Below are 20,257 nucleotides of genomic sequence, written 5' to 3'. Positions count from 1 at the left end.
AAGCTTGGGGAAATGTCCGATCCGGTTGCGAGCCCCTGGAAGAACGGCCACGGTACCCCGTTCGTCGAGCTGGACCGGGCCGACTGGGCCGCTCTCGCTCCCACGACGATGCTGCCGCTGCGGGAGACCGAGATCGTGCAGTTGCGGGGCCTCGGCGAACCGCTCGACCTCAGTGAGGTGACGGATGTCTACCTCCCCCTGAGCCGGCTGCTCAACCTCTACGCCGCGGGGGCCAGGCAACTGCACCGGGCCACCAGCGACTTCCTCGGCGAGCGGGCGCAGCGCACGCCGTTCGTGATCGGTGTGGCCGGATCCGTCGCGGTCGGCAAGTCCACCATCGCCCGCCTGCTGCGGGAGCTCCTCGCCCGTTGGGAGGACACCCCCCGGGTGGAACTCGTGACCACCGACGGTTTTCTCTTCCCCAACGCCGAACTGGGCCGGCGCGGCCTGATGGACCGCAAGGGATTCCCTGAATCGTACGACCGGCGCGCTCTGCTCCGCTTCGTGTCCGCGATCAAGAGCGGCGCGGCCGAGGTGCGGGCGCCCTTCTACTCGCACCTGAGCTATGACATCGTCCCTGACGCCCAGATCGTGGTCCGCCAGCCCGACATCCTGATCGTCGAGGGACTCAATGTGCTCCAGCCTCCCGGGCCGGGCCACGGGCTGTCGGTCAGCGACCTGTTCGACTTCACCGTGTTCGTCGACGCCCGCACCCAGGACATCGCCCGCTGGTACGAGGAACGCTTCCTCAAGCTCCAGCGGGGAGCGTTCACGAACCCGAAGTCGTACTTCCACCGTTTCTCCACCCTGACCGAGGCGGAGGCGCGCAGTCGGGCCCGGTCGATCTGGACCGAGATCAACGAGCCCAACCTCGTGCAGAACATCCGCCCGACCAGGTCACGGGCGACTCTCGTGCTGCGCAAGGATCCCAACCACGCCGTCTCGAAGGTGCTCCTGCGCAAGGTGTGACCAGGCGCCCTCGCGCTTCCCGCCGAGTTCGACCTTTTCGGTCGAGACCGACTCGCACGCCGGTCGGTCTCGACCGAAAGGGTTGATCTCGACGCGCGTCCGGGCCTGGACTCTGCGGCTAGAGGGCGAGGCACTCCCGCACGACGCCGGCCAGGGCGTGGGCCAGCCGGTCGGCGGTTGCCTGGTCGGCGGCCTCGACCATGACGCGCACCATCGGTTCGGTGCCCGACGGGCGCAGCAGAACCCGCCCGGTCTCACCGAGTTCGGACTCGGCCGCGAGCACCGCGGAGGCGATGGTGTCGTCGTGCCCGAGCGCGTGGTGGTTGACGCCGCGCACGTTCACCAGGATCTGCGGGTAGACCGTCATCACGGATGCCAGTTCGGCGAGTGTCTTGCCGGTGCGGGCCATCTCGGCCACGAGGTGTAGTCCGGTGAGGATTCCGTCACCGGTCGTGGCGAATTCGGTCATGATCACGTGGCCGGACTGTTCGCCACCGAGGGAGAGACCGTGTTCATTGAGCGCTTCGAGTACGTACCGGTCGCCGACCTTGGTCTCGATCATGCGGATGTCGTTGGCGGCCATGGCCTTGCGCAGTCCGAGGTTGCTCATCACCGTGGCGACGAGGGTGCGGTCCTTGAGCACGCCGCGTTCGGCCATGGAGACCGCGAGGATCGCCATGATCTGGTCGCCGTCGACGATGTTGCCGTCGCGGTCCACCGCGAGGCATCGGTCGGCGTCGCCGTCATGGGCGATGCCGATGTCTGCTCCGTTGGCGAGCACGGCGGCGGCGAGGTTGTCGAGGTGGGTCGAGCCGACGCCATCGTTGATGTTGAGGCCGTCGGGGTCCGCGCCGATCACGGTCAGACGCGCGCCGGCATCCGTGAAGACCTGCGGCGAGACGCCGGCCGCGGCGCCGTGGGCGCAGTCCAGAACGACGTGGAGGCCGTCGAGGCGGTTCGGCAGCGTGCTGAGCAGGTGCACGACGTAGCGGTCTTCGGCGTCGGCGAACCGGCGGATGCGACCGACGTCGCCGCCGATGGGCGTGAGGTTGGGTCCCTCGAGGTGTTCCTCGATGCGGTCCTCGACGTCGTCGGGAAGCTTGGTTCCGCCGAAGGCGAAGATCTTGATGCCGTTGTCGGGGGCAGGGTTGTGCGAGGCGGAGATCATCACGCCGAAGTCAGCGCCGATGTCGGCGATCAGGAACGCGGCAGCGGGCGTCGGGATGACACCGGCGTCGAGGACATCCACGCCGGAGCTGGCCAGACCGGCGGCGACGGCGGCGGAAATGAACTCGCCGGAAATGCGGGGGTCTCGGGCCAAGACCGCTACGGGGCGGCGGCCTTCCGCGAGGCGCAGTCCAGCGCGACGGCCCTGCGTGAGGACCGCCGCACTGGCCTGAGCGAGTGACAGGGCCAGGCCGGCCGTGAGATCACGGTTGGCCAGGCCCCGAACACCGTCGGTACCGAATAGTCGAGGCATCTACGGTACCGACTATCGACTTAGCGCTTGGAGAACTGAGGCGCCTTACGGGCCTTCTTGAGTCCGGCCTTCTTGCGCTCCTTGACGCGAGCGTCACGGTTGAGGAATCCGGCCTTCTTGAGGATGGCGCGGTTGTTCTCTTCGTCGATCTGGTTGAGCGAACGCGCGATGCCGAGACGCAGGGCGCCGGCCTGGCCGGACGGGCCACCACCGGTGATGCGGGCGATGACGTCGTAGCTGCCGAGAAGGTCGAGCACCTTGAACGGGTCGTTGATCAGCTGCTGGTGCAGCTTGTTCGGGAAGTAGTCCCCGAATTCGCGGCCGTTCACCGTGATGGTGCCCGAGCCGGGAACGATGCGCACGCGGGCGATGGCCTGCTTGCGACGTCCCACGGCTGCGCCGGGAACGTTGAGGATGGCGCGGGGCGCCTTGGTTACGGTTTCGGCGGGAGTCTCGGTCGAGTAGCTCTCCGGAGCCTGGTCAATCTGGTCTGCGATCTTCGCCACGATGTAGTGAATCCTTTTTCTTAGAGTCGAGAAGTCTGGTGGCCGGCGCTACTGAGCGACCTGGGAGAGGGTGTACGGCTTCGGCTGCTGGGCAGCGTGCGGGTGCTTCGGACCGGCGTAGACCTTCAGCTTGGCCAGCTGGGCGCGGCCGAGCGTGTTCTTCGGCAGCATGCCACGGATGGCCTTTTCCACTGCACGGGTCGGGTGCTTCTCGAGCATCTCCGAGTAGTTGGTGGCCGTGAGGCCGCCCGGGTAACCGGAGTGGCGGTACGCCATCTTCAGGTCGAGCTTCTTGCCGGTGAGGGCGATCTTCTCGGCGTTGATGATGATGACGAAATCGCCCATGTCCATGTGGGGAGAGAACGTTGCCTTGTGCTTTCCACGAAGGAGAACGGCGGCGTGGCTGGCAAGACGACCGAGAACGATGTCTGTGGCGTCGATGACGACCCAGTCGTGCTGGACTTCGCTTGCCTTGGGAGTGTAAGTGCGCGTCACTATTGAGCTGCTTTCTTGTTCGAACGGAGGTGTTCGTGAATCCCGCTCCGGGTGTGTTCCAAATCTGGGAACACGATCGATGGAGGGCTCACGTTCGTGTGCCTGGCTGCAACGCACAGACACCAAAGGTCAATAGTAGTGTCCCCGAACACCGGAGCGCAATTCCCCGTCGTCGGACAGGGCCTATTCCGTTATTCCGTGTCGTCGATGAGTTCGCGGCGCGCCCTGGTCTCCCGGGCCCGGGCCGCCAGCTGCTCGTCGGCAGGGTAGGCGACCTCCATCAGGGTCAGCCCCTGGGGCGGCATCACCTTGAATTCGCTGGTCCTGGCCCGCTCGATCCGCAGGTCGACCAGCCGGTCCCCGGCCAGCCGGCCCTCGCCGACGGCGACGCAGGCTCCGACCAGGGCCCGCACCATGCTGTGGCAGAAGGCGTCCGCCTGCACGGATGCGACGAGCACGCCGTCCGGGTCCCGTCGCCAGTGGAACTCCTGCAGGGTGCGGATGGTCGTCGCGCCTGGGCGCGGCTTGCAGTAGGTGGCGAAGTCGTGCAGGCCGATCAGCGTCGCCGCGGCTTCCGCCATCTTGTCCACATCGAGCCGGAACCCGTGCCACGTGGTGCGGAACCGTTGCAGCGGGTCGTGGCCGAGCACGGAATCCGCGATCCGATACTCGTACCGCCGCCACAGGGGTGAGAAGCGCGCATCGAAGCCGGGCGGGGCGATGGTCGAGGACTTGAGCACGATCTCGGGCTGGGTGACGAGGATGCCGCTCAGCCGCCGCTGCACCATCACCGCGAGCGGCGTCGGCGGGCGCCCCTTGCCCCGGCTGACGCGCACGAGGCTGTCCGCCTGCTCGGCGTTCAGGTCGAAGTGCGCGACCTGCCCGGCGGCGTGCACCCCGGCATCCGTTCTTCCCGCGACGGTCAGGACCGGGGTCGGCGGGTGGCTGTGCAGGATGCCGGCGAGCCCCGCCTCGATCTGGCCCTGCACGGTGCGCAGGCCCGGCTGGGTGGCCCACCCGGACATGCCGGTGCCGTCGTAGGCGATGTCGAGCCTGATCCGGGTGGTCTCCGGCGGAGGGGTCTCGTCGAACACCGGGGGAAGAATCACGGAGGTAAGTGTATGGGCCGGGCCGGGTTATCGTTGAACCCGGACAGCGTCCGCCCGCCATGAATCCCAGTCGCCCCAACCCCACAGTCACCCGCCCGGACTCCGTGGGCACCATGCCGAAGCGCCTCGCCGGGCTGGACGGACTGCGCGGGATAGCGGTCACCCTGGTCGCGGTCTATCACTTCTTCCCGGCCGCATTGCCCGGCGGGTTCGTCGGCGTCGACGTCTTCTTCGTGATCAGCGGTTTCCTGATCACCGGGCTCCTGATCGCCGAGCACCGGCGCACGGGCAGGTTCGCCCTCGGCCGATTCTGGCAGCGGCGGGCCCTGCGCCTCCTGCCGCCGTTGGTCCCCCTGGTCCTGGTGGGCTGCACCGCCGCCTGGCTCATCGGCGGGGACGTGCTGGTCGGGCTCGGCTGGCAGGTGCTCGGCGCGCTGACCTTCGGCTACAACTGGGTGTCGATCGCCGGGTCGACGAGCTACTTCGACACTGCCCAGCCCGAACTGTTCCGCAACCTGTGGTCGCTCGCGGTGGAGGAGCAGTTCTACCTGGTCTGGCCGTTCGTGCTCTTCGCCGTGCTGCTGATCCGCTGCCCCTGGCGCCGAGTGGCCCTGGTCGGCGGGCTCGCCGTGGCCGCCATGCTGTGGATGGCGGTGCTCTACCACCCGGGGAGCGACCCGACCCGGGTGTACTACGGCTCGGACACTCACAGCTTCGGTCTCTTCGCGGGTGCAGCCCTCGCGCTCCTGCTCGCCCCCGGCGCACGCGCGATGCCACTCCCCCGGCTCCGGGCGGTGCTCGGCCGGGCCCGGCCCTGGCTGGGACTGGCCGCCTTCGCGGGGCTCCTCGCCGCGGCCTGGGCGCTGCCCGCGACCGGCGCGGCGACCTATCGCGGCGGACTGGTCGCGGTCAGCCTGCTCAGTGCGGTCGTCATCTGGGCTGCCGTTCGCGGGCGCCGGTTCGGACGGTCCCTCGACGTGGCTCCCCTGCGCTACCTCGGCGAGCGGTCGTACGGCATCTACCTCTGGCACTGGCCCGTGCTCGTTCTCGTGCAGGTGGCCTGGCCCGCGGCCGCCGGGCCCGATGGGCTGGCGGTGGTGCCGGCCGGGCTCGCCGCGGGGATCGTTGCCGGAGCGCTCACCCTCTCGGCAGCGGCGACGTCGTACCGGTGGCTCGAGCGACCCGTACGGGCCTCGGGGGTGCGGGCCGGCATCCGTCGGCTGTCCGCCGCGGCGTCCGGCTCGGTACCGCGCCGCGCACTCGTCGCCGTCGGCATGGTCGCCGTGTTGCTCGTCGTGGGAGGCACGGCGTCGGCGCTGGTCACCGCGCCCCGCGAGACCAGCGCGCAGCAGGAGATCGACCGCGGGCAGAAGGCAATGGATGCCGCGGCCGCGGCCGCCAAGGTCGCCGCCAGGCGCTCCGCAGACTCCAGCCACCGGCCACTGCCCGGCGGCAGCATGATCACCGCGGTGGGCGACTCGGTGATGCTGGCATCCGCCCCCGAGCTCCAGACCAGCTTCCCGGGGATCTCGATCGATGCCGCGGTGAACCGGGGCATGCGCTCCGCCCCCGGCATCCTCGCCGCCCTCGACCAGGCCGGCGCCCTACGCTCGGTCGTCGTCGTCGGCCTCGGCACGAACGGGCCGATCGACGAGGACGAGCTTGCCGCTATCCAGGCCGTGACCGGACCGAATCGACAGTTGATCATGGTCAACGCCTTCGCGGAGCGTGACTGGACTGCCGGCGTCAACGCCGCCCTGGCCGATTTCTCCGTCGAGTATCCGCTCGTGGAACTGGCCGACTGGCACGACGCGATCGCTGCGCACTCCGACGTGCTCGCCGAAGACAACATCCACCCGGGCCCGACCGGCGGGCAGATCTACGCCGACACGATCTCGACGGCGATCCGGCTCCTCGCCACGCACCCGCCGCGCGGCCCCCTCGACGTCTACCGCCTCGGCGAGTAGCCGGCCTCGAGCACGAGCCTCCGGGCATGGAAAAAGGGGCCCGACCGAAGTCGAACCCCTTTCAGGCAAGCGTGGGACTCGTGCTTACTTGGCTTCCTCAGCGTCGGCCGGGGCAGCGACGTCGGCCTCTGCCGCGGCGTCAGCCTCAACGACCTCGACCGGTGCGGCGTCGGCTTCAACGACCTCAACCGGTGCAGCCTCTTCAGCGACAGGCTTCGCGGCCTTGGCGGAGGAGGACTTCTTGACCTTCGGGGTCAGCGGCTCGAGGACGAGCTCCATCTGGACCATCGAGGCGTTGTCGCCCTTGCGGAAGCCGAGCTTCGTGATGCGGGTGTAGCCGCCCTCGCGAAGTGCAACCTGCGGCGCGATCTCGGTGAAGAGCTCGTGCACGACGGTCTTGTCGCCGATGGTGGCGAGGACGCGACGACGAGCGTGCAGGTCGCCCTTCTTCGCGAACGTGATCAGTCGCTCGGCGACCGGACGCAGGCGCTTGGCACGGGTCTCGGTCGTCTTGATCGACTTGTGGGTGAACAGGGACGCGGCCAGGTTGGCGAGCATCAGGCGCTCGTGGGCCGGTCCGCCGCCGAGGCGGGCTCCCTTAGTGGGCGTAGGCATTGGTAATCTCCAGTATCAAAAGTCGAAAGTCAGTCTGAGCGACTGCTTTAGATGGTTTCTTCGTCGTAGCCGCTGTAGAAGTGGGCGCCGTCGAATCCGGGCACCGAGTCCTTGAGCGACAGGCCCAGCTCTACGAGCTTGTCCTTGACCTCATCCACCGACTTCTGACCGAAGTTGCGGATGTTCATCAGCTGGGTCTCCGAGAGGGCGACCAGTTCGCTGACGTTGTTGATGCCTTCACGCTTGAGGCAGTTGTACGAACGAACCGACAGATCGAGGTCTTCGATCGGAATCGACAGCTCGGTCGACAGCACGGCGTCGACCGGCGCGGGGCCGATTTCGATGCCCTCAGCGGCGGTGTTCAGCTCGCGGGCCAGACCGAACAGCTCGGTCAGCGTGCGACCGGCGGATGCGATGGCGTCACGAGGCGAAATCGCCGACTTGGTCTCCACGTCGACGACGAGGCGGTCGAAGTCGGTACGCTCACCGGCACGAGTTGCCTCGACGCGGTAGGTCACCTTGAGCACGGGCGAGTAGATCGAGTCGACCGGGATCTGGCCGGCCTCTGAGTACTCGTTGCGGTTCTGGGTGGCCGACACGTAGCCACGGCCACGCTCGATGGTCAGTTCGAGTTCGAACTTCGCCTTGTCGTTCAGCGTGGCGATGACCAGCTCGGGGTTGTGCACCTCGACCCCGGCCGGAGCCGAGATGTCAGCGGCGGTGACCTGGCCGGAGCCCTGCTTGCGCAGGTACGCGGTGATCGGCTCGTCGTGCTCGCTGGAGATGACGAGACCCTTGATGTTCAGGATGATCTCGGTGACATCTTCCTTGACACCGGGAACGGTGCTGAACTCGTGCAGCACACCGTCGATCCGGATGCTGGTGACAGCGGCTCCGGGGATCGAGGACAGCAGGGTGCGGCGCATCGAGTTGCCGAGGGTGTAACCGAAACCAGGCTCGAGAGGTTCGATGACGAACCTGGATCGGAACTCCGAGATGTTCTCTTCGGTGAGCGTGGGGCGCTGTGCGATAAGCACTATTGATTCCTTTCGGCTAAGTGTCCGCTATATGACACTTGCGTGGCGAGGTAATGAGTGTGAAAGAAAACGGTGACCCGGCAGCGACAGGCTCGAATTCGAGCCTGTCGCTGCCGGGGGTGGCGGTGATCGAGCCGGTCGAGAGCTCGACGAACTCGATCACCGCGAGGGAGTTAGACCCGGCGACGCTTGGGCGGACGGCATCCGTTGTGAGCCTGGGGCGTCACATCGTTGATCGAACCGACCTCGAGGCCCGCGGCCTGAAGCGAACGGATCGCCGTCTCGCGTCCGGAGCCGGGGCCCTTGACGAAGACGTCTACCTTCTTCATGCCGTGCTCCTGCGCCTGGCGGGCGGCCGACTCGGCTGCCAGCTGTGCGGCGAACGGGGTCGACTTGCGCGAACCCTTGAAGCCGACTCCACCTGAGGACGCCCAGCTGATGACCGCACCGGTGGTGTCGGTGATCGAGACGATGGTGTTGTTGAACGTGCTCTTGATGTGGGCCTGGCCCACAGCGATGTTCTTCTTTTCTTTCTTGCGCGGCTTCCGAACGGCCGACTTTGGTGCTGCCATGAATTTCTCCTGAATCCTGAGGGCGAGACGGGCCGGGCCGAGGCCTAGCGCGCCTTCTTCTTGCCGGCTACGGTGCGCTTCGGGCCCTTGCGGGTGCGAGCGTTGGTCTTGGTGCGCTGGCCGCGAACGGGCAGGCCCTTGCGGTGGCGGATGCCCTCGTAGCTGCCGATCTCGACCTTGCGGCGGATGTCAGCGGCAACCTCACGGCGGAGGTCACCCTCAACCTTGAAGGTTCCTTCGATGTAGTCACGGAGGGCGACGAGCTGGTCGTCACTCAAATCCTTGACTCGGATGTTTCCATCGATTTCAGTGTCGGCGAGGGTCTTGAGTGCCCTCGTACGGCCAACACCAAAGATGTAAGTCAGTGCAACTTCCACGCGCTTATCGCGAGGAATATCAACGCCGGCTAGACGTGCCATTGTGGCTTCTCCTGTATATGAGTGGAGGTCTGTAGCAATGCCTGTTCATCGGCCTCCAACCGATGGTGTCGCCCCGAAGGGTTCCCGGCATTGCTATTTTCTGTATTCAGTTTGTCTCGACGTGCTCGACACCAGTGCGGTGATCGAGCGTGGCGAGATCAGCCCTGACGCTGCTTGTGACGCGGGTTCTCGCAGATGACCATCACGTTGCCGTTACGGCGGATGACCTTGCACTTGTCGCAGATCTTCTTGACGCTGGGCTTGACCTTCATTGTGTGTCCTTGTATTCGCTGTCTTCGTACCCCAGGAACGCCTCGGGCCGTTACTTACAGCAACGCTTACTTGTAGCGGTAGACGATCCGGCCGCGAGTCAGGTCGTACGGGCTCAGCTCCACGATCACGCGGTCCTCAGGGAGGATACGGATGTAGTGCTGACGCATCTTGCCCGAAATGTGGGCAAGAACTTTGTGGCCGTTGGTCAGCTCAACACGAAACATCGCGTTGGGAAGAGCTTCGACTACTGCGCCCTCGATTTCGATGACACCGTCTTTTTTTGCCATAACTCACTATCGCTAGGGTATTGATTGCTGGTCGTGCGTGGATTGTGGTGCCTTGACACGCCGAAAGCGACGGCATCAGACACCAAGGATTTACTCTATGGTATGAAGTTGCGATTTGCCAATTCATGCCTATAATCCTCGGAGTGTCCGACGCCGTCGCCGGGTTCGTGTCCTCGAGCGTGGCCCTTACAGCCGGTCCTGGGCCGCGCGGACGACCTGCACCACATCGGCGAAGAGCGGATGCGCGGGGTCGAGGCCGCAGACCTGGCCGGTGAAGGCGTCCGCGGTCTCGGAGCGCAGCATCCGCTGCAGTTCGACGCTCTGCTCGTCGTCCGGCACGTCGAACCGGAGGGCCGCTCCGACCGCCGCGAGCAGCGCCGTCGGGCGTGTGCCGCGCTCGGCGATCTCCGCCGCCGGCCCGATGAACCGTTCGTGGCGGCTGAGCTTGCGCATCGGCTGGCGCCCCACCCGTTCGACCGTGTCCGGGAGGGCGGGGTTCGCAAAGCGCACCAGGATCTTCTCCCGGTAGGCGCGCTGCGCCGTCTCGTCGAGGCCGTGCTTGGCCACGAGCAGGGCGGAGGTCTCCTCGAGAACGCGACGGGCCCCGTCCAGGACCGCCGGCTCCGCGAGGGCGTCGGAGATCCGGGAGACACCGGCGAGCGAGCCGAGGTACGCCACCGTGGCATGGCCGGTGTTCACGGTGAAGAGTTTGCGTTCGATGTAGGGGGCCAGGTTGTCGACGAAGGTCGCCCCGGGGATGACCGGCGCGGAGCCGCCGAAGGCGCCGCGCTCGATCACCCATTCGTAGAACGCCTCGACGGTGACGTCGATGCCGGAGCCTGCCGCCTGGCCGGGCACGATCCGGTCGACCGCGGTGTTGGCGAACGCGGCCCTCCGGGCGAGGTTCTCCCGTTCCTGGACGGGCACGTCCTTCCAGACGTGCCCGGCGAGCACGTCGGTGGCGTTGATCGCGTTCTCGCAGGCCATCACGGCGAGCGGCGCGAGCTCGGCCGCCCTTCGGCGCAGGCCGGCGAGGATCACCGGCGCCACGAAGGGGAGGACTGTCGGCCCGACCGCCGTGGTGACGATGTCGGCCGTCGCGATTTCCTCGATCAACCTCTCTTCGTCGGTTCGGCTGTTGATGGCACGGAAGTCGTCGACCACGCGGTCGGTCGACGTCTCCCCTGCCTCGTGCACGGTGTAGCTCGTCGCGGCCTGCAGGGCCTCGATCAGGGAAGCATCCACATCGGCGAAGACAACCTCGTATCCGGCATCGTGGAGCAGGAGGCCGACGAATCCGCGGCCGATGTTGCCGGCGCCGAAGTGGATGGCTTTCATTCTGCGTTGACCTCCTCGAGGAGCGTGAAGATGTCCTCAGCCGTTGCTGCATCGATCAGTTTCTGCACCTCGTCCTCGTCCGAGAAGACGACGGCGATTTTCGAGAGGATCTCCAGGTGCTCATTGTTGAGGCCGGCGATTCCGACGGCGAACCGCACGGGCTGACCGTTCCAGTCGATCGGGTCGGGATAGCGCACGAGCGACAGGGACGACCGGATGATCGATTCCTTGGCCTCGTTCGTGCCGTGCGGGATGGCGAGGAAGTTGCCCATGTAGGTCGACACGCTCGCCTCCCTGTCGAACATCGAGTCGACATAGGCGCTCGTCACGGCGCCGGCTGCAACGAGCAGGGCACCGGCCTCGCGGATCGCGTCCTGCTTCGTGGTGGCCGTGCCGGCGGCCACCACATTTCCGGGTTCCAGGATGTGCTGGGTCATCGTGTCGCTTCCTCGGTCGCCCTGCTCTGCAGCAGGGTGACGACCTCGTCGTATTTCGGGCTGTTCATGAAGTTGTCCACCGAGACGAAGATCGAGTCGGGCGACTTGGCCTGCGCGCGGGCGGCCAGGTCCTGGTGGGTGATGACCAGGTCGGCGGTGCCGTCGAGGTTGGCAATGGCCTGGTTGACCACCGTGATTCCTTCGAGCCCTGCCTTCTTGATCTTGTTGCGGAGCACCGATGCGCCCATGGCGCTCGAGCCCATGCCGGCGTCGCAGGCGAACACGATGTTCTTGACGGGACGGCTGGTGCCGGTCGCCGTGGTGCCCGCTCCGGCGAGTCCGCCGAGGACACTGCTGGACTTGCCCTTCATCGCCTCCGTCTTCGCGACGGCCCCGGTGAGGTCGCCGTCGAGGCCGTTGGCGATGTCGCGCTTGCGGCTGGACCGCAGGATGACCGCGGCGATCAGGAACGACACCGTAGCGGAGAGGATCACGGAGAGGATCACGCCGACGTAGCTGTCCGACGCGGTCTGGATGAGGACCGCGAAGATGCTGCCCGGTGAGGCGGGAGCGCGCAGGCCGGTCTGGAAGGCCACGTTGGTCGCCACGCCGGTCATGCCGCCGCCGATGGCCGCGAGGATGAGGATCGGCTTCATCAGCACATACGGGAAGTAGATCTCGTGGATGCCGCCGAGGAAGTGGATGATGATCGCACCGGGCGCGCTCGCCCGGGCGAGGCCGAGACCGAAGAACGAGTAGGCGAGCAGGATGCCGAGGCCGGGGCCGGGGTTCGCTTCGATCAGGAAGAGCAGCGACTTGCCGGATTCCGAGACCTGCTGAACGCCGATCGGTGTGAACACGCCGTGGTTGATGGCGTTGTTGAGGAAGAGCACCTTGCCGGGCTCCACCAGGATGCTTGCGAGCGGCAGCAGGTTGTTGGCGACGAGCCAGTTCACGCCGCTCTCCAGCACGGAGCTGAAGCCGGTCACGACGGGGGCGATTCCGAAGAACGCCCCGAGGGCGAGGATGCCGCCGAGGATTCCGGCGGAGAAGTTGTCCACGAGCATTTCGAAGCCGGGCTTGATCTTGCCGGCCCACAGGCTGTCGAGCTTCTTGAGCAGGTACGCCGAGAGCGGGCCGACGAGCATGGCGCCGATGAACATTGGGATCTCACTGCCGACGATGACACCCATGGTGGCGATCGTGGCGATGACGCCGCCGCGGATGCCGTAGACCATCCGGCCACCGGTGTTGGCGATGAGCAGTGGGAGCAGGTACACGATCATCGGGCCGACCATCTTGGCGACCGTCTCGTTGGGGGTCCAGCCGGTGGGAATGAAGAAGGCGGTGATGAGGCCCCACGCGATGAAGGCCGCGATGTTGGGCATGATCATTCCGCTGAGGAAGGTGCCGAAACGCTGGACGTGCACGCGGGCTCCCCCGCTCTTGTTCTGTGTCCCGGTTGACGTCGTCGTCATTTTTCTGCCTTTCGTGTGGGTTGTGATTGGGCTGGTGCGTGGATTGTGTTCTCGTGCATTCGTTCTCCCGCGGTCTCGGTGGAGTCGGGGTGGTCAGCGGGTCAGAGCGTGGAGCGCCGCATCCAGTGCCTCGGCTCCGTCCCGTGCGGTGAAGATGGTGTTCGGCAGCAGTGAGCAGCCGGCGCCCGCCCGTTCGGCCTGTGCGGTGAACTCGTCGAAGCGGGGAGCAAGGTGCGGTCCGACCAGGAGAACGTCGACCCCGTCGAGGGCATCGGGCAGGTCTGCCTCGCTGCCCGCCGTCACCTCCAGGTCCAGGCCGCGGGCTTCGGCCGTCCGGCGCATCCGCAGGGCCACGAAGGTGCTGGACGCACCGGCACCGCAGACAACCAAAATCCTCATCGATCCACCTTTCGCTGTAGCGCTGAACCCAGTCTGGCCAGATCGTCCGAAACGGGCCACCACATCCTTTTCCGCACCCCCGGAAGCCGTTCTGGGCGGAACGATCACGCCAGGCATGGTTGACTACAAGCGGATTGATGGAGCTGTGTGCAATGAGCGATAAACAGACACGGATGCTGGACTACCTGTCCCAGACGCCGGCCTGGGTCACCGCCGGTGAGCTTGCCGACCTCCTGGGCGTCACCCCTCGCACCGTGCGGAGCTACATCACGGCGCTGAAGGCGGCCGCGCATCCGCTCGAGGTCGTCGAATCGGGTGCCGCCGGCTACCGGCTCGACCTGGACGCCTACGCCGCCTACCGGGCGGCGCGGCGGTCGAGCACCGAACCGGAGACCCCGCAGAACCGGCTCTACGCGCTGGTGCGCCGGCTCACCGAGGCGGAGGCAGGACTCGACGTCTACGACCTGTCCGAGGAGCTGTTCGTCAGCGACTCCACCGTCGACGCCGACCTGGCGAAGGTCAGGCAACTTCTTCCCGACACCGGGCTCACCCTCAGCCGCCACGGCAGCGTGGTCACCCTCAAGGGCTCCGAGACGGATCGCCGCCGCCTGCTCAGCCGGATGTTCCGCGAGGAGAGTTCCCGCGGCCTGCTCGAGCTCGAGGCGATCCAGAAGGAGTTCGCGTCCGAGAGCCTGGGGGCGTTCAAGACCGACCTGATTGCGATGCTCGACTCCCAGGGCTACTTCGTCAATGAGTACGGCACCAACGACGTGCTGCTGCATGTGGCCATCGCGATCGACCGGGTGACCAGGCGCACCGCCCCCGTGTTCGCCGCCGCCCCCACCGGCCAGCCCGACGACATGACCCTGGCCCTCTCCACACTGGTCACGCGCCATTTCCAGGTCGAACTGGGCAGCGGGGACCTCGACTACCTGGCTCTGCTCCTCAAGACCAGGGTGATCACGCCCGGCCACGACAAGCCGGCCGCCGTGCTGATCGAGAGCTTCGTGCGCGCCGAAGACCTCGAATCGGTGCGCCGGATCGTCGGCCAGGCCGGCGAGGAGTTCCTGGTCGACCTGGTCGAGGAGAACTTCATCGTTCGCCTGACGCTGCACGTTCGAAACCTGATCAACCGCGCGCAGGACCGTTCATATTCGCACAATCCGCTCACCCGGTCGATCAAGACGAGCTACCCGATGATCTACGAGCTGGCGGTGTACATCGCCAGCGCGCTGCAACGCCAGGAGAACATCGTCATCAACGACGATGAGATCGCCTACATCGCCATGCACGTCGGTGCGCACCTGCAGCAACAGTCCCGCCGGGAAGACCTGGTCAGCTGCGCCCTGGTCTGCCCGAACTACTACGACATGCACGTGTTGCTCCGGGAACGCATCGAACGGGTGCTGGGCGATGAGCTCGAGGTGGTCTCGGTGATCACCCGCAGCGACGTCGAATGGGCAGACATCGAGGCGGACCTGGTCCTCACCACCATCGACCCGCTGGTGCCCTCCGAGGGCGTCATCGTGATCCAGCCGTTCCTCACCGAGGGCGACATCGATCGAGTCAGGAAGGCCGCCAGCCGCATCCGCCGGATGCGTCGCCGGGCACACCTCAAAGACGACCTGCTGCAGTTCTTCGACGAGTCGCTGTTCTCGCACAACTTCTACGTCGCCGACGAGAGCGCCATGATCACGGCCCTCGGCGAGCGGATGCTCAGCCAGGGCGCCATCGGCCAGGACTACATCGACGGCGCCATCGAACGCGAACTGATGTCGTCGACTGCATTCACCGACAATCTCGCGGTGCCGCACTCGATGTCGATGACGGCGAACCGGACCGCGATCGCGGTCGTCGTCAACGACTCGCCGATGGACTGGGGTGAGAACCGGGTCAACGTGGTGGCCCTGGTCGCGTTCAGCAAGGAGGGGCGACGCAGTTTCCAGACCGTCTTCGACCAATTCGTCGAAGTTTTCTCAGACCGGTCAGACGTTCAACGGCTGGTGAAGCGGTCGGTGGACTTCGCCTCGTTCATCGACGAACTCGTCCACCTGATGGACCAGTGACCGGTTAGGACTCCGGCACCGGCTCAGGCCGACGCGTCCACCCAGCTGCGGGACTTGAAGGCGTAGATGGCCGCGTCCAGGGCCTCGTCGCCGTTCTGGGAGGCGAAGACGGTGTCCGGCAGGAGGGCGATGCCGACGCCGGCCTTGATCGCCTGCGCCCGGATCTTGTCGAAGCGCGGCGCCAGGTGCGGCCCGACGAGCAGCACGTCGACCGGCCCGAGGGAGCCGGGCAGGTCGGATTCGCTGCCGGCGTGCACCGAGACGTCGAGGCCTCGCTCCGCCGCCGTGTGGCGAACGCGGTGTGCCACGAATGCGCTGGAGGCTCCGGCACCGCAGACGACGAGGATCTTCATTGACGTGCTCTTTTCTCTTGGCGGGCGATGACCCACCTCAATTCTCTCGCTTCCGGCACGGCCCTGCCACCAATCGAGCGCCACCCAACCCCGGCTTCGCGTAGGACTGCCCTACTGGATCGGCACCGGGGTGATGCCGAGGGGCGCCAGGCCGGCGGCGCCGCCGTCTTCCGCGGTCAACACCCAGATGCCGTCCTTGTGCACGGCGACGCTGTGTTCCCAGTGCGCAGCGGCTTTACCGTCCCTGGTCGCGACGGTCCAGTCGTCATCACGGGTGTACGTCTCGATGTCGCCGAGCACGACCATGGGCTCGATCGCGACGACCAGGCCGGGCTTGACGTCCGGGCCCTTCTGCCGCACCCTGTAGTTGAACACCGGCGGGGCCTCGTGCATGGACCGGCCGATGCCGTGGCCGACGTAGTCGGTCAGGATCCCGTACTGGCCTTGGGATTCGACATAGTCCTCGATGGCCTCGCCGACCTCGTTCAGGTGCCGTGCGACGGCCAGCCTGGCGATGCCATGCCACAGGGACTGCTCGGTCACGTCCGCGAGCTTCTGGCGTTCCGCCACGAGCTCGGGCCGGCTCGGGTCGGGAATGACGAAGCTGAAAGCCGCGTCGCCGTTCCAGCCGTCGAGGATGGCCCCGCTATCGATCGAAACGAGGTCACCGGCCGCGAGCACGCGTGAGCCGGGGATGCCGTGCACGACGTCGTCGTTGACCGACGCGCACACCGTGTGGTGGTAGCCCTGCTCGAGTTTGAAATTCGGCTGTCCGCCCAGCGCCACGATGGCGGCCTCCGCGGCGGCGTCGATCTCCAGGGTCGTCGCCCCGACCCGGATCGCGGCGCGGGCCGCGTCAAGCGACGCGGCCGTTGCCAGGCCCGGGGCGAGCATGAGTCGCATCTGCGCCGGCGACTTGTAGATGGAACGTCGAAGGCTCATGATGTCGATCCCTGCATTGCTGATTGTCGTGCGTGAATTGCCGCCGGCCGGGTGCGGCCTGCGTGCGCTCTGACCCGCGGCTCAAACGGCGTGGATGCCGCGCTCTGCCAGGGCGTCGAGGATGCGGGTGGTGACCTCGTCGACGGCGCCCAGGCCGTCCACGGTGACTACGATGCCACGGGACCCGTAGATGTCGATCAGCGGGGCGGTCTGCTCCGCATACACGTCCAGGCGGTGCCGGATGACCTCGGCCGTGTCATCGGCCCGGCCCTGTTCGGCTGCGCGCTTGAGCAACCGGGCGACGACCTCGTCGGTGTCGGCGACGATCTGCACGACGACGTCGAGAGCCGTTCCGTCGGCTTCGAGCAGCCGGTCCAGTTCCTGCACCTGATCGAGCGTGCGCGGGTACCCATCGAGCAGGAACCCCGCGGCGGCATCGGCCTGGTGCAGGCGGTCGCTGACGATCGCGTTGGTCAGGGAGTCGGGCACGTACTTGCCGGCGTCGATGAACTCCTGCACCTGGACGCCGAGGGGGGTCTTGTTCTTCACGTTGTAACGGAAGATGTCCCCGGTCGACACGGCCGGGATCGCGAAGGCGGCGGCCATCCGCTCGGCCTGGGTGCCCTTACCGGCCCCGGGCGGGCCGATCACGAGGAGACGCGTCATCGGAGAAGCCCTTCGTAGTGGCGCTGCTGGAGTTGTGAGTCGATCTGCTTGACCGTCTCGAGTCCGACGCCGACGATGATCAGGATGCTTGCTCCACCGAACGGGAAGTTCTGGTCGGCGCCGATCGCAGAGAAGGCGATCAGCGGCAGCAGCGCGATCAACCCCAGGTACAGTGCGCCGGGAAGGGTCACCCGGGTGAGCACGAAGTCGAGGTACTCGGCCGTGGGGCGCCCCGCGCGGATGCCGGGAATGAAGCCGCCGTACTTCTTCATGTTGTCGGCGACCTCTTCGGGGTTGAAGGTGATCGCGACGTAGAAGTAGGTGAAGCCGACGATGAGCAGGAAGTACATCGCCATGTAGAGCGGGTGATCGCCCTTGGTCAGGTTGTTGGTGATCCAGGTCACCCAGGCGGCGGGCGACTGGCCGGCCGCGGGCTGGTTGAACTGTGCGATCAGCGCGGGCAGGTACAGCAGCGATGAGGCGAAGATGACGGGCACGACGCCGGCCATGTTCACCTTGATCGGGATGTACGTGTTGTTCCCGCCGTAGGTGCGGCGGCCGACCATCCGTTTGGCGTATTGCACAGGGATGCGCCGCTGTGACTGCTCGACGAAGACCACGGCGGCAACCACGAGCAGGCCGACCACGATCACGATCAGAAGGATGTCGATGCCCTTCTGCTGGCCGATCGCACCGAGCGAGTTCGGGAAGCGGGCCGCGATCGAGGTGAAGATCAACAGGGACATGCCGTTGCCGATGCCGCGCTCGGTGATGAGCTCGCCCATCCACATGATGACGCCGGTTCCGGCGGTCATGGTGATGACCATGAGCATGATGGCGTACCAGGCGTCATTGGTGATCAGTTGCGAGCACTCGGAGCTGGCCGAGGTGCCGAAGAGAGCTCCACTGCGGGCCACCGTGATCAGCGTCGTCGACTGGAGGATGCCGAGGGCGATGGTGAGGTAGCGCGTGTACTGGGTCAGGGTGCTCTGACCGGACGCACCCTCCTTGTAGAGGGTTTCAAAGTGTGGGATGACCACGCGCAGCAGCTGCACGATGATCGAGGCCGTGATGTACGGCATGATGCCCAGCGCGAAGACTGAGAGCTGCAGCAGCGCGCCACCGCTGAACAGGTTGACGAGCTCGTAGAGGCCGCTGGTTCCCTGGTTCGCGGCAAGACACGCCTGCACGTTTCCGAAGTCGACGAACGGCGCCGGGATGAATGAGCCCAGGCGGAACAGGGCAACGATCCCCAGGCTGAACCCGATCTTCTTGCGAAGGTCGGGCGTGCGGAATATCCGCGCAATGGCGCTGAACACAATGCCTCCAGTTGATAACGTGAAAAACGAGCTTGTCGAGACCAGCATCGAAAGATTTCGATCGGTGGCCTCGACAAGCTCGTTCAGCGTCTACGGACTTACTTGATTGAGCCACCTGCAGCGACGATCTTCTGCTCTGCTGAGCCGGAGACCTTGTCCACCGCAATATTCAGCTTAACGGCAATGTCACCGTTGCCGAGAACCTTGACCTTCTCGTTGTCGCGAACCGCGCCCTTGGCGACCAGGTCGGCGATGGTTACATCGCCGCCGTTCGGGTAGAGCTCGGCCAGCTTCTCCAGGTTGACAACCTGGTACTCGACGCGGAACGGGTTCTTGAACCCGCGCAGCTTCGGGGTGCGCATGTGCAGAGGCATCTGCCCACCCTCGAAGCCGACGCGCACGTTGTAGCGTGCCTTCGTGCCCTTGGTGCCACGACCCGCGGTCTTACCCTTGGATCCTTCACCACGTCCGACGCGCTGGCGCGACTTCTTGGCGCCGGCGGCGGGACGAAGGTGGTGAACCTTCAGGACCTGCTCGCGCTTCTCAGCAGGAGCGGCCTTGACGGCAACCTTGGCGGCTGCAGCCTTCTTGGGGGCTGCAGCCTTCTTCTCGGTGGCGGGCTTGGCGGCCGTCTTCTTGACAGCTTCCTTCTCGTCAGCCATTAGTCGATCTCCTCAACCTTGACAAGGTGAGCGACGGTGTTGACGTAGCCGCGGTTCTGCGAGTTGTCCTCGCGGATGACCACGGCGCCAATGCGTCGGAGACCCAGGCTGCGAAGAGTGTCGCGCTGGTTCTGCTTCTCACTAATTTTGGACTTGATCTGTGTCACTTTGAGGCGAGCCATCAGGCACCTGCCTTTGCTGCTGCTGCGGCTGCTGCCGCTGCGGCGTCGGCACGCAGGAAACGTGCCGGGGCAACGTCTTCGTACGCGAGGCCACGGCGAGCCGCAACCGCACGCGGCTCTTCGAGCTGGTGCAGGGCCTCGACAGTGGCGTGGACGATGTTGATGGTGTTCGACGAGCCGAGCGACTTGCTCAGCACGTCGTGGATGCCGGCGCACTCGAGTACGGCGCGCACCGGGCCACCGGCGATAACGCCGGTACCTGCAGCGGCCGGACGGAGCAGGACGACGCCTGCAGCGGCCTCACCCTGGACGGGGTGCGGGATGGTCAGGCCGACGCGGGGAACGCGGAAGAAGTTCTTCTTCGCTTCCTCGACGCCCTTGGAGATCGCGGTAGGCACTTCACGCGCCTTGCCGTAGCCGACTCCGACCAGTCCGTTGCCGTCTCCGACGACGACGAGAGCGGTGAAGCTGAAGCGACGACCACCCTTGACGACCTTGGACACCCGGTTGATGGTGACGACGCGCTCCAGGAACTGGCTCTTGTCGGCATCGCGGCTACCGCGGTCCTTGTTGGGGTTGCGCTCACGGCCACCACGACGAGCCTCACGAGGCTCGTTCTGCGGGGGCGTCGTCGACGCAGCAGTTTCGACGGGTGCCTCAGCGGCCACCACGTTCTCCTTAGTTGC

At 66.2% G+C, this 20,257-nt stretch carries 24 protein-coding genes; 3 read left to right on the top strand and 21 right to left on the bottom strand.

The genetic code is table 11. The features are described 5' to 3' along the window. Positions 1-12 precede the first annotated feature (12 nt). A complete protein-coding gene (gene coaA / locus IWX89_RS02365; protein ID WP_196901952.1) occupies positions 13-969 on the top strand; it encodes a type I pantothenate kinase in 957 nt (318 codons plus the stop codon). A 118-nt stretch (positions 970-1,087) separates the two neighbouring features. On the opposite strand, the gene glmM is transcribed toward coaA, so the two are convergent. From glmM to IWX89_RS02345, 4 genes are all read right to left on the bottom strand, one after another. Beyond that, positions 1,088-2,449, bottom strand: a complete 1,362-nt coding sequence (gene glmM / locus IWX89_RS02360) for a phosphoglucosamine mutase (RefSeq protein WP_196901951.1) — start codon at positions 2,447-2,449, stop codon at positions 1,088-1,090. Positions 2,450-2,469: 20 nt separating this feature from the next. Further along, entirely contained in the window at positions 2,470-2,955 is a 486-nt protein-coding gene (gene rpsI, locus IWX89_RS02355; protein ID WP_134522619.1) for a 30S ribosomal protein S9, read from the bottom strand. Positions 2,956-3,003: 48 nt separating this feature from the next. Further along, positions 3,004-3,450: a 50S ribosomal protein L13 gene (gene rplM / locus IWX89_RS02350; protein ID WP_196901950.1), complete on the bottom strand. Its 447-nt coding sequence runs from the start codon at positions 3,448-3,450 to the stop codon at positions 3,004-3,006. A 191-nt stretch (positions 3,451-3,641) separates the two neighbouring features. After that, positions 3,642-4,475: a tRNA pseudouridine(38-40) synthase TruA gene (locus IWX89_RS02345; protein WP_196902125.1), complete on the bottom strand. Its 834-nt coding sequence runs from the start codon at positions 4,473-4,475 to the stop codon at positions 3,642-3,644. 143 nt (positions 4,476-4,618) lie between these two features. Here IWX89_RS02345 and IWX89_RS02340 point away from each other — a divergent pair, with 143 nt between their 5' ends. Beyond that, the gene (locus IWX89_RS02340; protein WP_231382753.1) at positions 4,619-6,526 is read left to right on the top strand and encodes an acyltransferase family protein; all 1,908 of its coding nucleotides are present in this window, start codon (positions 4,619-4,621) and stop codon (positions 6,524-6,526) included. An 84-nt stretch (positions 6,527-6,610) separates the two neighbouring features. On the opposite strand, the gene rplQ is transcribed toward IWX89_RS02340, so the two are convergent. The 10 genes from rplQ to IWX89_RS02290 form a co-directional block, all read right to left on the bottom strand. Further along, positions 6,611-7,141, bottom strand: coding sequence for a 50S ribosomal protein L17 (rplQ, locus tag IWX89_RS02335; RefSeq protein ID WP_196901949.1), 531 nt, complete (start codon positions 7,139-7,141; stop codon positions 6,611-6,613). A 47-nt stretch (positions 7,142-7,188) separates the two neighbouring features. Further along, on the bottom strand, positions 7,189-8,178 hold the full coding sequence (locus IWX89_RS02330; protein WP_134508190.1) for a DNA-directed RNA polymerase subunit alpha: 990 nt from the start codon (positions 8,176-8,178) through the stop codon (positions 7,189-7,191). 173 nt (positions 8,179-8,351) lie between these two features. Then, positions 8,352-8,750, bottom strand: a complete 399-nt coding sequence (gene rpsK, locus IWX89_RS02325; protein WP_055821293.1) for a 30S ribosomal protein S11 — start codon at positions 8,748-8,750, stop codon at positions 8,352-8,354. Between the two features lie 44 nt (positions 8,751-8,794). Next, positions 8,795-9,169 (bottom strand): 30S ribosomal protein S13, encoded by a 375-nt coding sequence (gene rpsM, locus IWX89_RS02320; protein WP_134363338.1) that lies wholly within the window; start codon positions 9,167-9,169, stop codon positions 8,795-8,797. A gap of 158 nt (positions 9,170-9,327) precedes the next feature. Next, positions 9,328-9,441 carry a 50S ribosomal protein L36 gene (gene rpmJ, locus IWX89_RS02315; protein WP_035834639.1) on the bottom strand — a complete coding sequence of 38 codons (114 nt, stop codon included), beginning with the start codon at positions 9,439-9,441 and terminating at the stop codon, positions 9,328-9,330. A gap of 66 nt (positions 9,442-9,507) precedes the next feature. Further along, positions 9,508-9,729, bottom strand: a complete 222-nt coding sequence (gene infA, locus IWX89_RS02310) for a translation initiation factor IF-1 (protein ID WP_022883252.1) — start codon at positions 9,727-9,729, stop codon at positions 9,508-9,510. A 186-nt stretch (positions 9,730-9,915) separates the two neighbouring features. After that, entirely contained in the window at positions 9,916-11,067 is a 1,152-nt protein-coding gene (locus tag IWX89_RS02305; RefSeq protein ID WP_196901948.1) for a mannitol-1-phosphate 5-dehydrogenase, read from the bottom strand. Beyond that, positions 11,064-11,504, bottom strand: a complete 441-nt coding sequence (locus tag IWX89_RS02300) for a PTS sugar transporter subunit IIA (RefSeq protein ID WP_196901947.1) — start codon at positions 11,502-11,504, stop codon at positions 11,064-11,066. The genes IWX89_RS02305 and IWX89_RS02300 overlap by 4 nt, the downstream gene beginning before the upstream one ends. Further along, the gene (locus IWX89_RS02295) at positions 11,501-12,982 is read right to left on the bottom strand and encodes a PTS mannitol transporter subunit IICB (RefSeq protein ID WP_196901946.1); all 1,482 of its coding nucleotides are present in this window, start codon (positions 12,980-12,982) and stop codon (positions 11,501-11,503) included. The genes IWX89_RS02300 and IWX89_RS02295 overlap by 4 nt, the downstream gene beginning before the upstream one ends. A gap of 93 nt (positions 12,983-13,075) precedes the next feature. Beyond that, positions 13,076-13,381, bottom strand: coding sequence for a PTS sugar transporter subunit IIB (locus tag IWX89_RS02290; protein ID WP_196901945.1), 306 nt, complete (start codon positions 13,379-13,381; stop codon positions 13,076-13,078). A 152-nt stretch (positions 13,382-13,533) separates the two neighbouring features. On the opposite strand from IWX89_RS02290, the gene IWX89_RS02285 reads away from it, so the two are divergent. After that, the gene (locus tag IWX89_RS02285; protein WP_231382752.1) at positions 13,534-15,447 is read left to right on the top strand and encodes a BglG family transcription antiterminator; all 1,914 of its coding nucleotides are present in this window, start codon (positions 13,534-13,536) and stop codon (positions 15,445-15,447) included. 23 nt (positions 15,448-15,470) lie between these two features. Here IWX89_RS02285 and IWX89_RS02280 read toward each other — a convergent pair whose 3' ends face one another. The 7 genes from IWX89_RS02280 to rpsE form a co-directional block, all read right to left on the bottom strand. Then, positions 15,471-15,800: a PTS sugar transporter subunit IIB gene (locus IWX89_RS02280; protein ID WP_196901943.1), complete on the bottom strand. Its 330-nt coding sequence runs from the start codon at positions 15,798-15,800 to the stop codon at positions 15,471-15,473. A 111-nt stretch (positions 15,801-15,911) separates the two neighbouring features. Then, positions 15,912-16,742 (bottom strand): type I methionyl aminopeptidase, encoded by an 831-nt coding sequence (map, locus tag IWX89_RS02275; protein WP_196901942.1) that lies wholly within the window; start codon positions 16,740-16,742, stop codon positions 15,912-15,914. 81 nt (positions 16,743-16,823) lie between these two features. Next, a complete protein-coding gene (locus IWX89_RS02270) occupies positions 16,824-17,408 on the bottom strand; it encodes an adenylate kinase (protein WP_196901941.1) in 585 nt (194 codons plus the stop codon). Then, entirely contained in the window at positions 17,405-18,727 is a 1,323-nt protein-coding gene (gene secY, locus IWX89_RS02265) for a preprotein translocase subunit SecY (protein ID WP_134508209.1), read from the bottom strand. The genes IWX89_RS02270 and secY overlap by 4 nt, the downstream gene beginning before the upstream one ends. A 98-nt stretch (positions 18,728-18,825) precedes the next feature. Then, positions 18,826-19,389: a 50S ribosomal protein L15 gene (gene rplO / locus IWX89_RS02260; protein ID WP_196901940.1), complete on the bottom strand. Its 564-nt coding sequence runs from the start codon at positions 19,387-19,389 to the stop codon at positions 18,826-18,828. Next, positions 19,389-19,571, bottom strand: a complete 183-nt coding sequence (rpmD, locus tag IWX89_RS02255) for a 50S ribosomal protein L30 (protein WP_174774754.1) — start codon at positions 19,569-19,571, stop codon at positions 19,389-19,391. The genes rplO and rpmD overlap by 1 nt, the downstream gene beginning before the upstream one ends. Further along, the gene (gene rpsE, locus IWX89_RS02250) at positions 19,571-20,242 is read right to left on the bottom strand and encodes a 30S ribosomal protein S5 (RefSeq protein ID WP_134365623.1); all 672 of its coding nucleotides are present in this window, start codon (positions 20,240-20,242) and stop codon (positions 19,571-19,573) included. The genes rpmD and rpsE overlap by 1 nt, the downstream gene beginning before the upstream one ends. Positions 20,243-20,257: the final 15 nt, after the last annotated feature.

Source organism: Cryobacterium sp. MP_M3 (genome assembly GCF_015752155.1).
Taxonomy (GTDB): domain Bacteria; phylum Actinomycetota; class Actinomycetes; order Actinomycetales; family Microbacteriaceae; genus Cryobacterium.
This window is presented reverse-complemented; position numbering and strand designations above follow the sequence as displayed.

What these genes read in the sequence shown, in the direction of transcription:
- IWX89_RS02295 (WP_196901946.1), bottom strand. Translation starts at nt 12,982, where the DNA reads ATGACGACGACGTCAACCGGGACACAGAACAAGAGCGGGGGAGCCCGC.
- IWX89_RS02300 (WP_196901947.1), bottom strand. Translation starts at nt 11,504, where the DNA reads ATGACCCAGCACATCCTGGAACCCGGAAATGTGGTGGCCGCCGGCACG.
- IWX89_RS02285 (WP_231382752.1), top strand. Translation starts at nt 13,534, where the DNA reads ATGAGCGATAAACAGACACGGATGCTGGACTACCTGTCCCAGACGCCG.
- rpsK (WP_055821293.1), bottom strand. Translation starts at nt 8,750, where the DNA reads ATGGCAGCACCAAAGTCGGCCGTTCGGAAGCCGCGCAAGAAAGAAAAG.
- IWX89_RS02305 (WP_196901948.1), bottom strand. Translation starts at nt 11,067, where the DNA reads ATGAAAGCCATCCACTTCGGCGCCGGCAACATCGGCCGCGGATTCGTC.
- IWX89_RS02280 (WP_196901943.1), bottom strand. Translation starts at nt 15,800, where the DNA reads ATGAAGATCCTCGTCGTCTGCGGTGCCGGAGCCTCCAGCGCATTCGTG.
- IWX89_RS02270 (WP_196901941.1), bottom strand. Translation starts at nt 17,408, where the DNA reads ATGACGCGTCTCCTCGTGATCGGCCCGCCCGGGGCCGGTAAGGGCACC.
- coaA (WP_196901952.1), top strand. Translation starts at nt 13, where the DNA reads ATGTCCGATCCGGTTGCGAGCCCCTGGAAGAACGGCCACGGTACCCCG.
- infA (WP_022883252.1), bottom strand. Translation starts at nt 9,729, where the DNA reads ATGGCAAAAAAAGACGGTGTCATCGAAATCGAGGGCGCAGTAGTCGAA.
- map (WP_196901942.1), bottom strand. Translation starts at nt 16,742, where the DNA reads ATGAGCCTTCGACGTTCCATCTACAAGTCGCCGGCGCAGATGCGACTC.
- IWX89_RS02290 (WP_196901945.1), bottom strand. Translation starts at nt 13,381, where the DNA reads ATGAGGATTTTGGTTGTCTGCGGTGCCGGTGCGTCCAGCACCTTCGTG.
- glmM (WP_196901951.1), bottom strand. Translation starts at nt 2,449, where the DNA reads ATGCCTCGACTATTCGGTACCGACGGTGTTCGGGGCCTGGCCAACCGT.
- IWX89_RS02345 (WP_196902125.1), bottom strand. Translation starts at nt 4,475, where the DNA reads ATGTCCGGGTGGGCCACCCAGCCGGGCCTGCGCACCGTGCAGGGCCAG.
- rpmD (WP_174774754.1), bottom strand. Translation starts at nt 19,571, where the DNA reads ATGGCTCGCCTCAAAGTGACACAGATCAAGTCCAAAATTAGTGAGAAG.
- IWX89_RS02340 (WP_231382753.1), top strand. Translation starts at nt 4,619, where the DNA reads ATGAATCCCAGTCGCCCCAACCCCACAGTCACCCGCCCGGACTCCGTG.
- rpsM (WP_134363338.1), bottom strand. Translation starts at nt 9,169, where the DNA reads ATGGCACGTCTAGCCGGCGTTGATATTCCTCGCGATAAGCGCGTGGAA.
- rplQ (WP_196901949.1), bottom strand. Translation starts at nt 7,141, where the DNA reads ATGCCTACGCCCACTAAGGGAGCCCGCCTCGGCGGCGGACCGGCCCAC.
- rplO (WP_196901940.1), bottom strand. Translation starts at nt 19,389, where the DNA reads ATGGCTGACGAGAAGGAAGCTGTCAAGAAGACGGCCGCCAAGCCCGCC.
- rpmJ (WP_035834639.1), bottom strand. Translation starts at nt 9,441, where the DNA reads ATGAAGGTCAAGCCCAGCGTCAAGAAGATCTGCGACAAGTGCAAGGTC.